This window comes from Peribacillus sp. NPDC094092 (genome assembly GCF_050279365.1).
Taxonomy (GTDB): domain Bacteria; phylum Bacillota; class Bacilli; order Bacillales; family DSM-1321; genus Peribacillus.
Genome location: NZ_JBNNUC010000001.1, coordinates 546,179 through 559,644 on the forward strand (window position 1 = coordinate 546,179; position 13,466 = coordinate 559,644).

The 13,466-nt window shown below is 38.7% G+C and carries 13 protein-coding genes and 1 pseudogene; 3 read left to right on the top strand and 11 right to left on the bottom strand.

Going from position 1 to position 13,466, the window contains the following annotated elements; translation table 11 throughout:
• Nucleotides 1-268: 268 nt before the first annotated feature.
• A pseudogene (locus ACQKNS_RS02555) lies at nt 269-406 on the bottom strand (hypothetical protein); the annotation flags it as partial.
• Nucleotides 407-1,091: 685 nt separating this feature from the next.
• Between ACQKNS_RS02555 and ACQKNS_RS02560 the strand changes: the two are divergent.
• Nucleotides 1,092-1,499, top strand: a complete 408-nt coding sequence (locus ACQKNS_RS02560; protein ID WP_427641051.1) for an Hsp20/alpha crystallin family protein — start codon at nt 1,092-1,094, stop codon at nt 1,497-1,499.
• Between the two features lie 67 nt (nt 1,500-1,566).
• On the opposite strand, the gene ACQKNS_RS02565 is transcribed toward ACQKNS_RS02560, so the two are convergent.
• The 8 genes from ACQKNS_RS02565 to ACQKNS_RS02600 form a co-directional block, all read right to left on the bottom strand.
• Nucleotides 1,567-4,698 carry an AAA family ATPase gene (locus tag ACQKNS_RS02565; RefSeq protein WP_427641052.1) on the bottom strand — a complete coding sequence of 1,044 codons (3,132 nt, stop codon included), beginning with the start codon at nt 4,696-4,698 and terminating at the stop codon, nt 1,567-1,569.
• A complete protein-coding gene (locus ACQKNS_RS02570) occupies nt 4,695-5,840 on the bottom strand; it encodes an exonuclease SbcCD subunit D (RefSeq protein WP_427641053.1) in 1,146 nt (381 codons plus the stop codon). The genes ACQKNS_RS02565 and ACQKNS_RS02570 overlap by 4 nt, the downstream gene beginning before the upstream one ends.
• Nucleotides 5,841-6,001: 161 nt before the next feature.
• Nucleotides 6,002-6,430, bottom strand: coding sequence for a DUF2621 domain-containing protein (locus ACQKNS_RS02575; RefSeq protein ID WP_427641054.1), 429 nt, complete (start codon nt 6,428-6,430; stop codon nt 6,002-6,004).
• 80 nt (nt 6,431-6,510) lie between these two features.
• The gene (locus ACQKNS_RS02580) at nt 6,511-6,816 is read right to left on the bottom strand and encodes a DUF3219 family protein (protein ID WP_427641055.1); all 306 of its coding nucleotides are present in this window, start codon (nt 6,814-6,816) and stop codon (nt 6,511-6,513) included.
• 129 nt (nt 6,817-6,945) lie between these two features.
• Nucleotides 6,946-7,173: a sulfurtransferase TusA family protein gene (locus ACQKNS_RS02585; protein WP_427641056.1), complete on the bottom strand. Its 228-nt coding sequence runs from the start codon at nt 7,171-7,173 to the stop codon at nt 6,946-6,948.
• 41 nt (nt 7,174-7,214) lie between these two features.
• A complete protein-coding gene (locus ACQKNS_RS02590) occupies nt 7,215-8,270 on the bottom strand; it encodes a YeeE/YedE thiosulfate transporter family protein (protein WP_427641057.1) in 1,056 nt (351 codons plus the stop codon).
• A 179-nt stretch (nt 8,271-8,449) separates the two neighbouring features.
• A complete protein-coding gene (locus ACQKNS_RS02595) occupies nt 8,450-8,926 on the bottom strand; it encodes a CcdC family protein (protein WP_098372929.1) in 477 nt (158 codons plus the stop codon).
• Nucleotides 8,927-9,430: 504 nt separating this feature from the next.
• Complete coding sequence (locus tag ACQKNS_RS02600; protein ID WP_427641058.1) at nt 9,431-10,138, bottom strand: cytochrome c biogenesis protein CcdA; 708 nt, start codon at nt 10,136-10,138, stop codon at nt 9,431-9,433.
• A 246-nt stretch (nt 10,139-10,384) separates the two neighbouring features.
• Between ACQKNS_RS02600 and ACQKNS_RS02605 the strand changes: the two genes are divergently transcribed.
• Complete coding sequence (locus ACQKNS_RS02605) at nt 10,385-10,558, top strand: aspartyl-phosphate phosphatase Spo0E family protein (protein ID WP_101221656.1); 174 nt, start codon at nt 10,385-10,387, stop codon at nt 10,556-10,558.
• A gap of 523 nt (nt 10,559-11,081) precedes the next feature.
• On the top strand, nt 11,082-11,480 hold the full coding sequence (locus ACQKNS_RS02610) for a DoxX family protein (protein WP_427641059.1): 399 nt from the start codon (nt 11,082-11,084) through the stop codon (nt 11,478-11,480).
• Between the two features lie 419 nt (nt 11,481-11,899).
• Here ACQKNS_RS02610 and ACQKNS_RS02615 read toward each other — a convergent pair whose 3' ends face one another.
• Together ACQKNS_RS02615 and trxA are read right to left on the bottom strand one after the other, a co-directional pair.
• Nucleotides 11,900-13,021 carry an NADH-dependent flavin oxidoreductase gene (locus ACQKNS_RS02615; RefSeq protein WP_427641060.1) on the bottom strand — a complete coding sequence of 374 codons (1,122 nt, stop codon included), beginning with the start codon at nt 13,019-13,021 and terminating at the stop codon, nt 11,900-11,902.
• A 74-nt stretch (nt 13,022-13,095) separates the two neighbouring features.
• Nucleotides 13,096-13,422 carry a thioredoxin gene (trxA, locus tag ACQKNS_RS02620; RefSeq protein ID WP_427641061.1) on the bottom strand — a complete coding sequence of 109 codons (327 nt, stop codon included), beginning with the start codon at nt 13,420-13,422 and terminating at the stop codon, nt 13,096-13,098.
• Nucleotides 13,423-13,466 lie beyond the last annotated feature (44 nt).

Here is a 13,466-nt window from a genome sequence, read left to right on the forward strand (position 1 = left end):
TATTTCATAAAGAAAACGGGGCTGCCATATAAAACCGGTTTTAAATTCCCTACCTTCCATTTTCAAAATCCCCTTTGTGGAAAAAGGCCATTCATTGGAAACGCTATTCGAACTAATTTGAGCAAATCCCCTTGCTAGTAATTCAATCAGGCTATGAAACTTATAGTCTCATATCCACCCCAATAATTACTCATTCACGTGTGCAAAATGCACTGGAAAGGCTTTTAACAAGCAATGACTACCCATTCAGATCAGTTGGCTCATATGATCAATCAGCAGAGAGGGAACCTTTCCATCGTATACTTTCAAAAACCGTTGTACAGTTTAGGCAATAGTATTGCCTAACGAGCTGTGCAGTACCGAAGGATGAATATAATTCAACATTTTTGCCATCACAAAATGGACATGCTGGATTTTCCTTATATTATCTCCTCGTCCCATAAACATGGAATCAAAGCTTCCTTATAGGAGTTTACTAAATTACCATTTACAGGAAAAATCTCGTTTTCTTGATTTTTTGCCATTATCATTCCCCCCCACTATATATCTAGTGAATCCATAATAAACTAAGTTTCAACTTGTTTAATTCCAAAAGTGATCAGTGGGATTTCAAAAATGATACGGTTCCGCAACAAAGTTTGCTAATGAGGTAACAGTTCGAAGATATTTTCTGAATTGCAATTATTTTTGGTAAATTATTTAAAATTTACATTTAATACGTTATTTTTAACTGTATTTGGAATGATATGGTAATCATATTGACAGCAGTAAAAAATCTGGTTTCGAATATTAAAATATAGAAGGTAGCAGTGTACGAGCTTAATAGAAACATGATTGATTATAAAGAAATGACCAACTCATATAGAATTGGTCATCACTTTCATTACCTTCCTGCTAATTTTCAAGTCCCTTCAATACCCACCACGCATACGTTTCTTTGCTTTGATTACTTTTCTAAAGTCCTTGGTTGCTTTTACATTTTTTGAACCACTTTTCCGGTATCTTTTCATCATCCATCAATTTCACTTTTTCAGTCACCATTCTTCATGCTCCAACATATAATACCTCAAAGGAAAACCGGGGGTATCAACATGCAAGACAATCAACATGGATCGCAAATGAATGAGGTTGAAAAGTTTGATGAATGGGTAAAAAGTTTTTTTCTGGATCCGGAAACTTGTGCGTTGGATCATCAACTTTTTTCAATTGATATATACGAAAGTGACGATGAGTATATGGTGGAAGCGGTTTTGGAAAATCATGATGTGAAAGATATAAAAGTTTGCCTATGTGATAATGAGCTATCGATCATCGTTGACGATACTGATAAGCCAATTCTTGAAAAAAAACATGATACACTGCCCACACAGAGAAAGATCCCTTTCCCCTTTTCGATTTGCTCTCGAAGAATTACCGCTGAATTCTCGAATCCGATATTGGTGATTCGCATCCATAAGTTTTCCCCCGGAAAAACAGCTGAAGATATTAATATTGAGTAGTTCATTCATAAAAATAAAAAGAATGGCCCAGGGAACCACATCTCCCTTAGCCATTCTTTTTTCTTGATTATCCAGCAAAATAAAAGGTCGTTCGACTTCCATTTTGTGTCGAAATGACTTGCAGCTGTGCATCGATTCTTTCTTTCAATTCAGGTACATGGGAAATGATTCCGACCAATCTGCCGGTGCTTTGTATATCCATTAATGCTTCAATCGCATGATCAAGAGATTCAGGGTCGAGCGTACCGAAACCTTCATCGATGAACATCGTTTCAAGTGAAATACCGCCTGCATTTTGCTGGACCACATCCGCAAGACCCAAAGCAAGTGCAAGGGATGCCTTAAAGCTCTCGCCTCCCGAAAGGGTTTTGACATGCCTCTCATGCCCTGTATATTGGTCATACACAGATAATTCCAGACCGCTCTGGATATTCCTGCGTGTAGGATCAAGCTTTCGCAACAGCTGATACCTGCCGCTTGTCATTTTCAGCAGCCTTGAATTGGCTTCTTTTAAGATATCATCTAAAAAGGCTGCCAGTACATATCGTTCAAACGTAATTTTGAAGGTGTTTTGACCTTTGGAAATCTCAGACAGATGACCGACGATACTGTACCTTTCATCTAAACTTTTCTGATCTTCCCTGATTTGCGCCAATTTCCTTTCGATTTCTTCGTTAGTCCGAATTTCAGCCTGTAATTCATTCTGATTTTGGCGTAACGACTCCAATTCACCATCAATAAAATCGAAAGTCTTTTTCAATCCTTCAAGATCTGGTTTGGCCACATCTTTTAATTTCATTTCCAAATCATGAAACAGACTTAAAACACTTTGCCAATTTTGATTATACTGTTGTACTTGGTCCTCCAAATTTCCAAGAGCCGCTTCCGATCTTTTTGCTGCCGTATATTCTTTATAATTGGAAAAGCCTTGATTGGTCATATCCGTAATTAACTTTTCCCGCTCCTCTTTCAATTCTGTATTTAAGGCCTCTATATTTCCACTTAGGGATTCTTTTTTTGCAAGGATGGCCGATTCTCTTTCCTTCACCAGTTGAAGGTTTTTTTGTGCGTCATCAAAGGCCGATTGTAAGCGTTTCTGTGTATTTACAGCCACTTGATAAGCTTCATTATATTCTTCCTCATTCCGTATTCCGTCTGGCAGGGAATCAGTCAATCCCGTTAGTTTTGTAGAGTTTTCAATATACCTCGTTTTCCCTTGGTCCTCTTTTCTCTCTAAAGAGATCATATTATCTTTAAGCTGGGATGCTTTCTCTTTTAAATCGTGCAACCTTTTTTCCAGATCATTGAATACAGACTTTTTCCGCATCAATTCTTTTAGCTGCTCTTGCAGCACTTTTCCTTTTTGTACAAACTGTAGCAAATGCCCATCAATATTTTCACACCTAAACTCAGGCATGTCATTTTGTAACTCACTAAGCTTTTCTTGTGAAGACTCTACAAGTGCATCATATTTGGATTTCGCTTGATAATATTCACTTTCCGCTTGACTTTTTTGTTGTTCTGCAGTTTTCAGCTTGTTTTCTTGCTCTTTCAGTTCCAAATCCGTCGGCATATGTTCATGCAATTGCGCTGGTTTTGGATGACTTTGCGAACCGCACACAGGACAATTTTCTCCAGAGTGCAGCATGGAAGCAAGCATACCCGCTTGGCTAGATCTCCAGTTTCGGTTCAGGGTTTCCAGTTTTTCCTTCTCCTGAATTTGTATTCTTTGTAACTCTTGGAACCGATTATCCTTATCACCCAAAACTCGTTTCGTATTCTGGATTTCATAAAGAACTTCTTGAAGCTTTTTAATCTTCGATAACGATTGATTATTTCTTTCTGCTTCAATTTCCTGATCACGATAAAGAATAGCCGCTTTTTCCGCTTCTGCTTTTTCTTGCGAGACTTTCTCTGCTTCCGCTTCAACCGACAGATGTTCGGAAACAGTTTTTTCACGAAGCCGTTTACTAGTTTGCCACTCTTTTTCATCTAAAATAACTTGCGCTTTTAAGCTTGCAAAAGTCATGACAGCCTCTTTTACCTGTTCAAGCTGATGAACAGTTCGTACTGCCTGCTCTCTTTGATTACCCTTCAACTTTTCCTTATCATAGGAATCCTGCTTCTCAATAAGCTCAATCCGTAACTTCTCGGAATGCTCACTTAACTTTTGAAGTTCGGCATTCGCATCTTTTACTTGTTTGCCAATTCGCAAATAGTATTGTTCCTGCTTTTCAAGCGAAGCCGCTTTGTGTGCCATTTTTATTTGGACTTTCACTAATTCCATTTCTGGCAGCTTTGCTTCAAGGGCTTCCTTTTCATTTCGCAGTTTTTCTTTTTCCGAAAATCGGCTTAATAAATCGACAGCTTTTGAAAGTTCTTGATTTAATTGATCACGGGCTTTCTGCTTTTCCTGTATTTGTTTATTTATATACTCACTTTTTTCTGCCGCTTGCAAAATGACTTCCTGTAACAGTGGTAAGACCTGTTGTTCATTAGGCTCTTCCCCTTGTATTTGTGCCTGTAATTCATCATTATTGCCAGACTGGATACCTTTCATCAATTCAATTCGCCGCTGTGCACTTTTTTCATTTTCCTTTTTCAGGATGGAAGCCTCTTCTTTTAATTTTTCTTCTATTCGTTTATAAAGTTCAGTATGAAATAATTTTTGGAGAATCTGTTCTTTATCTTTGCTGTCGGAAGTTAAAAGTTTTCGAAATTCATTCTGTGGAATCATCAGGATTTGCCGGAATTGATTAGCGTCAAGTCCAATGAGTACTTTGATTTTTTCTTCAACTTCCCGTACATTGGCTCCCAGCAATTTTTTTCCTTCGGCCATTATCTCATATAATTCAGCCTTTGCTCCAACCGTTGTTGTTCCTTCACCTGATTTTTTCTTGCGTTCCTGCTGCGGGGAGCGGGTAACCAAATACGTTTTTCCACGAAGGGTAAATTGTAACGAGACTTCTGTCAAAATATCATCTTCGGCAAACTGACTTCGTAAATCTTGCCCGCTTCGATCTTCACCACTGGCTTTTCCATATATCGCAAAACTAATGCCATCAAATATCGTTGTTTTCCCTGCGCCTGTCTTTCCAGAAATGACAAACATCGTCCGTTCTCCAAGGGAATTAAAGTCAATGGTTTCCCTTCCTGCATATGGTCCGAATGCCTGCATCGTTAAAATATCGGGTCTCATTTCAAAGCCTCCTCTTTCTTAACTGCCTCAATTACCGAAACCATTAAATCCTGCTTTTGAGAATCAAAGTCCCGATCTGTCATTTCTTGATAAAACGTTTCAAACAAGTCCAATTCTGATTTCCGTTCATCTTTTACAGAAGAGAAAGACTTTTTTCTTCTAAGGTCGGTCAAATCCCATTTACGTTCTAGATGCAGGACGTTCGGATAAATCTGACGCAAGCGGTTAATAGGATCGATGAGTGCCCCCTCATCATTTAGTGTGATTTTCAAATAGTCATCCCTTTTTTGCGATTGATAGAAAGCGGGATCGAGTAACTCTTCCATAACTCCGGATATTTCCCTCATATCGAACTTGGGCGCCAAACAACGATAGCGTAAATCAAAGCTTCCATCTTCTTGCATATCGACGATGGAAAGCGACTTATTTTGCTTGGCCTCGGAAAAAGAATATTTTAATAGTGATCCAGAGTAAAACACCTTAGGATGACGTATTGCGTCTGGGCTATGTAAATGCCCAAGTGCCGTATAATCGAACGCATCGAATAAGTCGGATGAAACACATCCGGAGCCACCTACAGACAAGACCCTTTCCGAATCGCTCGTTTTTCCGCCTAATACAAAAGCATGTCCCACAAAGACATTCGGTTCATCCTTATTGAAATTCTCGGCAATAGTTCCGGTTATCCGCTTCATCGCTTCTTGATGGGAATGGATGCTTTCATCTCCAAAAAGATGGCGGACCGTCCCAGGTTCTGCATATGGAACACAAAAAAAGTTCACGCCATTGATGCGAACTGGCTCACATGTTTTCGTCAATTTCCCATGAATGTATAACTGACTATGACGATACCAAGATGAACCGAATGAGAGCCTTTCCGCAGAATCATGGTTTCCCGATATCGCAACGATCGGAGTATTCATTTTTACATTAATCGTATAAAGGATTTCATCAAGAAGCTCCACCGCTTCAGTCGGCGGAACGGAACGATCATATAGATCACCGGCAATTACAACCGCATCCGGTTTTTCCTCTTCGACAATTTCTATGAATTGCAAGAGTGCATGCCTTTGGTCATCTGTCATATGTACACCGTGAACGATTTTCCCTAAATGCCAATCAGCCGTATGGATAAATTTCATAGTTTCACTCCGTCCTAATTTTTACTTACTATTATTATATCAAAAATTTAACGAATCGCATGGTTTGGGTACAAACGTTCTAATTTTTACCACACTGCCACATTCTTTTGAAGGATCCAAAATAAAAAAGCAAACTCGAAAAGAGTCTGCTTTTTTCATCATTAGCTGAATAAGTGTTCATATGGACCCATATTCACCTTTCTTTCAGCCAATTTCTTTTGTAAAAATTTATGGTCACGTTTTGGTGTGGCAATGATATAGCCGCGTATCACTAAATCTTCCGAAATATCGTCCGCTTTTTCCTTTAGCGCCAACTCTCCGATTTTCCCCGCGATTTTATGACGTGCAACATCACGAAAAAGTTCTGGCACAGGGCTCACTAAATCTTCCAGTAATTCTTTTTGCTGCTTTGACCATAAGTGCTTTGTTTGTTCCAAATAGTATTCTTCCCAATCCATATCGGATTTCCCATCTTCTTTCGGAAATCTTTTCAGGAACTTTCGAAACATGAAAAAGCCACCTATGCTCATCAATATAATTAAAAGGGCTACCCAAAATAGAATAAACCACAAAAACCATCCACTAAGCAAAGTACCACCTCATATGTATAGAATGATCGTCACTATTATTATAGACAGTAACCCATATCTTTACAAGACTGGCAATCCAATCATTCCTGACCGTTCACTTCCAGCAAGACAAGCGAAAATTCCCCGACCGCATTTTCTTCATATAGATTCGTGACCGAAGTAGCGTAGTTAAAGATCTCCGCTCGAAATTCCTCATTTGACTGTGGAATCTTTAAATCAAATACCATTTGATAAAGCAGTGTTGTGATATCATGATATTCACTATGTGTAACCCTGAAATTGAAACTGACTTTTTTGATTTCCTTGCCTTCAGAATCCTTTACCGTTTCAGAAAGAAAGTCAGTGACTTGCAGTGGAACATCGTTTAAAATGACCTTGTCTACCATTATCAACATCTCCTTAATAAATTGGTTAAAGACATGTTATCACTAGAAACTTTCAACTTCCAAATATTCACCCTCGAAAAAATAAAAAAACGTGCACAGGAAACCCGAGCACGTTTTCTTCAAATCCATTTACTTTGCCTTTTTCACGATTATACGCCATTTAGCGTCATCGATTTGTTCAAACTCCGTGATTTCATGACCTTCGGTAGCAGCCCAACGCGGAATGCTCTCCGTTGCTTGTGTGCAATCGAAATTGATGATCAATTCCTCTCCTATTGCCATGTCCACAATCGCTTCTTTTGCTTCCACTAAAGGGAATGGACATACCATTCCAGTCGTTTCCAATACTTTCGCCATTTATATTCCGCTCCTCGATTTAAATATTTTTGACTCGTATCTTATGCCGCTTTGGGTGCAGCAGCTGTTTGTTTTTGCTTTCGGATAATCGTGAAATAAGTTGCTACCCATGTTCCCAGCAGGAAGAAGACAATCGCGATCCACCCCTGCCAAGCAAATAACGCCGAGTTCACCAGTCCATTTCCGATTGTGCAACCCCCGGCAACACTTGCACCGAATCCCATGATTACACCGCCAATTGCATTGTTACGTACCGTTTTCATATCAGGCAAACGCCAACGGAATTCCCCGCTCCCTTTGGCAGCAATGAAAGCGCCAAGGAAAATGCCCAATACTAAAAACGTACCCCAATCGATTAATGCATCATCGCCTGTTATAAGGAAAGTTAGAATGTTCGCGGAAGGCGCTGTAATTCCAAGTCCGAACATCCTGCCTGTCATTGCACTTAGCGGCCATGCCATGATTGCAATTAGGCCGACCAATAATGCTGTAACAAAGGGATGCCACCGTTTCTCGAATAAGATGTGGGCCAATCCCGTTTTTTTCGGTTTCATTTTAAAGATTGGAAGTTTCGGTTTTCTCAATTCACGAATCACCAATAAACCAACCAAAAGTGTCACAATAATAACAAGCACCCATGGCGAGACATTTAATGTTTCATGAATATACGTATCACTTGTACGATAAGATAACAGATTATCCCCAGCCACTTTCCATACTCCATACTTCGTCATAGCTGCCCCTAGCATATATCCAAAAAGAGCAATCCAACTTCCGATCATGCCCTCTCCGGCACGATACCATGTTCCAGTGGCGCAACCTCCTGCCAGAACCATACCAATGCCAAAAATAAAGCCGCCCACGATTGTTCCCAACCATGGAAAACCATCTTTTCCAAACTGAATGACCCCTGTATCATTCAATGCATAAACACCAATACTTTGTATTGCTATTACAATAAATGTAGCTAAGAACATCCGTCCATCTTTAGCTAAAATCAAATCACGATATGCACCAACAACACAGAAACGGCCTCTTTGAAGCACAAATCCCAGCAGTAAACCACAAATAATACCGAATAGAACCATTTGTAACATGAACCGTTTCCTCCTTAAGTAAAATATTATAATACTAATATAATATAATCCAGATAAAATTACTAGGTTTTTAGATGAATTTTTTTACCCTCATGAAAACCAGGCAAATGAAAAACCTGAGTCATTTATCGACTCAGGTTTTTTGAATGATCCTTTGTTTAAATCCTACAGTACATGTATTACACCATGCTACTTCTGCCGAAGCTGGCTGCTTTAACTTTTTTATATTGGTAAAGCATGGCAATTCTCCACGGAACGATCATCGCAAAAGCAAGTAAGAAAAACATTCCACTCAATACACCGATTTCAATCGTGCTTCCCAGCATCAGTTTTGCCACAAGTCGAATCACCATGAGACCAATCAATATGAATATGAACGCTTTAGAGCGCAGAATATAAATTTTTTCATCTCTCACTTCAAATTTAGAAGTTTTAATCAATAAGATGGAAAATAACATCCCCGCAACAAGAGCCTCCAACAATTCGTATCGAGTCACCCGGAACATCGGGAAAATAAACATCAAAGCACCCGTACTCATAAAAAGCGGCGGTAAAATGATTTTCTTTTCATTCACTGGTTTTTTCGTTTCCTTCATCCGTAACATGAAAACACCTATAGCCATCACAATCGCTATACCTGTTGATATATATATCATCTCTTAACCATCCCTTTAAACTAAAAATAGGTAAGTACCATTAAAAATTATATATGACTTCAATTTATAAACAAAGTATATATTACCTATTTAAGATAAACAAGGAGAGTGTTATTAATCAAGCACCGTTTTAATGTCATCCCATGCCCCCACCAGAATGCTTGACGTTAAAATAACGCGCCCCAGCTTCTGTATCCTCGACAACCATTTTTTGCTGACCCATGGCAGAGCACATTTTCCTTATTAATTTGTTTAACGGCATCGAGCCCGATCAAGATTGGCATGGGGATATCCACGGTCAGAACCGAATTTCAATATCATTCAATGGCTCCCGTCCATTCCCGTCCTCACTGATCTAAAATAATTGATTCGCGCCAAAACAGTTCTGCTTCATAAACAGCATGGGAAAGACTATCATTTAAATAAAAAAATTAAAAAAACAGCATAAAACCTAATTAAAGACAATCCATTTTGAATTTTATTGAAAAAATAGCTTATTATGGACTAAAATCCTGTAAAGCCACCGAATAGTCTAGACAGGACTGCGATTATTTTGGTCATCCAATCAAAAAACAAGATCACACCCATGACAATCATCAAATATCCGCCAATCTTCATGATGTATTGGCTATACTTTTTGATCCATGTCAATTTTCCGACAAAGAAGGATAATATGAAAAATGGTATGGCAAATCCTAAAATATAGGCAGTCATATAGCTCATGGCCGCACTAGGATTGGTTGCACCCAGTGAAATGACAGCACCTAATAGCGGACCTGCACAAGGGGTCCATCCAGCCGCAAAGGCAAGTCCGATAAGAATGGAACCTATATATCCGCTAGGCCGGTTCTTAAATTCAAAACGACTGTCTTTCATCAAAGATTTCGGCTGAAAGACCCCTACAATGAATAAACCAAAAATGATAATCAGGATGGCTCCAATCTGACGAATTAATTCTTTATAATTCGAGAAAAAAGAACCTAAGTATGATGTGCTGAAACCAATAGCAATAAAAACCAGGGAAAACCCAATAAGGAAGAATAATGTATGCAGCATGCTTCTTCTTTGGAGCATGGCGTTCTCGGATTTGATTTCACCAACACTCATACCTGTGATATAAGATAAAAAGGCCGGATAAAGCGGTAAGCAGCATGGAGAAATAAAACTCAGAAATCCCGCCCCGAAAGCTAAAAAAATATTAATATCATCCAAATAAGCTCACTCCTATGTATGTCAACCTATAAACATTGTAACAAATAAGATAAAAAAATACATTTATGGAACTGTGAATATTTCATGACAACCAATTGTTTATAACTTGGATGGGACACGGAATAAGTTAACTTATTTGAATTCATTAGTCCAAGCCGATATAATTGTTATATTCATACATATTTTACAACGAACACATAAATTAAGGGTACCTTAAAAAAATGTTGGGGCCAGAAAGGAAATAGAATGGCTAAAAAGAATGAATTTCTCGAACAGATTGAATTAAAGAGAAATGAACTTATCAAGATTGTCGCTAAAGATGGTTTAAACTCGAATGTTGCCGTTGAATATAGCCAGCAACTTGATCAATTATTAAATAAATATAATGAACTTTTTTATAAAACCGGTACAAATTTTTAACTCAGTCCATCTCCATTGATAAGCACATATATTATTATATGAATTATTTTGCTGTCATTCTCCCATTTTTACATTCATTCTCAATTTGAATACTTAGGCATGACCTTTGCTATATAAAAAACAGGCAAGCGCTGTGTGGGCTGCCTGTTTTCCTGTTTTGTCATTTAAAATAATGCAACGGAAGAACCGCCGGAACAGCGATCACAAATTTACTAACCACGATGAGATTCATTGGAGTAAGATAGATGCAGCATTGGCATGCAGTACGCTGGTAATTGCAGAAGCTGAAAGTAAACTTCCCTCCTCTTTTCAATCGGGCTCATCTCCCCATAGAACAGAACCTCGTACCTTTTTTTCTGCAATCATTTAAATGAAAATGAGAAAATTACATTTGACAAATCGCTCAAAAAATATTATCTTTAATTAAAGATAAATTAATTCGAGATACTACCCCTTATTTTTTAATATAAATCTCGAATTAAAGATATCTAAATTAAAAATAAAATTCCAGGAGGAATCATAAATGATTGGTATAGGTTTATTAGTTATACGTGTAATAATCGGGTTATCGTTTATTGGACATGGAGCTCAAAAATTATTTGGATGGTTTGGCGGTCATGGCTTGAAAGGTACAGGAGGCTGGTTCGATTCGATAGGCATGAAGCCAGGAGTTACCATGGCCCTATTTGCAGGACTTTCGGAACTTATTGGCGGAGCGTTATTTGCTTTAGGTCTCCTTACACCCTTTGCAGGTATATTAATTGCACTTACAATGATTGTTGCGATCGTTAAAGTCCATGGAGCAAATGGCTACTGGGCAACTCAAAATGGTTATGAATATAATCTTGCCGTTCTTGCAGTGGCGATTGGCGTTGCTTTAACCGGAGCCGGCCCATACTCACTTGATTCCTTTCTGTTTTAAGGAAAGCTTGGCTTTATAATCTCTATATTATGAAAAACACGGTGTTGGGTAAAACCGCTCCGTGTTTTTATTTTTCCTAAGAAAAAACCAGGATATATTCTCTCCTGACTCTAATCTTTGGTAAGAATGTATAAGGATCAGACTTCCAAAAGTGATATTCGTCTCTTTAGATGAAAATTCTTAGGTCATTCCCCTTTGTTATATTCCGAAACAGCTTGAAATAGAATACTCAGTTATTCATTCTTTTAAAGGATTGAATTCGAAAATACTTCAATCATATAAATGATTCTCCCATAAACTTAAAAACCCCTGACCAAGGAACACCTTAATATGTGTATCCTTGGTCAGGAGTTGTTTTTCCAAGTATAATCATTTCAAAATGGTTTTGAACACCATTATGCATTTTTTTGAATGTCTATTTATTCAATCCCTGGAAACCATCCTGGAGAGTGGATGATCGCTTGCCATAATGGATCTGGAATATCAAGTTGTTCCTGATTATCCTTGTTTATTTTTGTCACGATTTCTGCTTCCCTGCCTTGTTCCACTTTTTGTACCCATTCCGGATCGATAATGATTTCACGGCCTAATGCGATTAACGGAACCCCCGATTGCAGTGCTTTGATTGCATCATCTGCTGTATAGATGGAACCAACGCCAATGATCGGTACTTGATCTCCGATACGTTCTTTTATAATTTCTATCCGAGGTCTGTCAACCTCGGCTCCCCGTCTTGCTTTCGACCAGAAATCCATTAATGAAACATGTAGATAATCAAGATCTTTCATTACAAGTCCATCCATTAATGCAAGTGTATCATCCATGGTGATTCCTGGCGTTTCCGGTTCCTCCGGTGAAAAACGATACCCTACGATGAACGGATCCTTGGCATGTTCAGCAACAGCCTTTTTCACTTCATCCACAACCGCTAATGGAAAAGTCAGGCGCTTTTCAAGGGAACCGCCCCACTTATCTTCACGCCGGTTTGAATGAGGCGAAAAGAATTGCTGTAACAAGTAACCATTTGCACCGTGAATCTCGACACCGTCAAATCCTGCTTCAATGGCACGTCGGGTGGTTTCACCAAAGTCGAGAATGATCGATTCTATTTCCTTTTCAGATAGTGGGCGCGGAACTGCTTTCCCTTCGCCTTCCGATGGGATATTGCTTGCACTGACAACATCGCCATTTACTAATTCCGGTGGTACCTCACGTCCGCCATGAAAAATCTGTAGAATTGCTTTTGCACCTTTCGCTTTAATCGCTGATGCTAAACGCCTTAGACTAGGTATCAATTCATCCTGATCCCCGCCAAACTCTCCATGAAAACCTTTGCCATTAGCCGTCACGTAAGTACATGCCGTTATAACCATGCCGACCCCGCTTGACCTACGTTCATAATAGTTAACTTCGGCGTCGGTTACAGTCCCGTCAGGATTAGAAGAGAAATTAGTCATAGGCGCCATCACCAATCGATTTTTCACTTCTAATTTCTTTCCTAAATTGAACGATTCAAATAATGGTGCATATTTAGAATTCATTTAGTAATCCTCCATTTAGTTACCCGCCATGTTGGTTGGTATAAGTCCTTAATTCATAATACACATCAGCATTATCATGATAATGCTTCTGCATGTTTTGTGATTAATGCCGAAATGGCTTCTTTTGGCTGGAAGCCAATAGCTTGATCCACCTTTTCTCCATCTTTGAATAGAATTAGAGCGGGGATTCCCATCACTCCATATTCGTTTGTCGTATCTTCATTTTCATCCACATTAAGTTTTACGATTTTAACCTGATCACCCATTTCTACATCAATTTCATTAAGCACTGGGGCAATCATTTTACAAGGACCGCACCACGGTGCCCAAAAATCAACCAATACTAAACCTTCCTTGATTTCACTTGCAAAATTTTCATCTGATACATGTTCTATTGTCATGTTCATTTCCTCCTTGTATTATCCGAAATATTTATGGTCTTTAC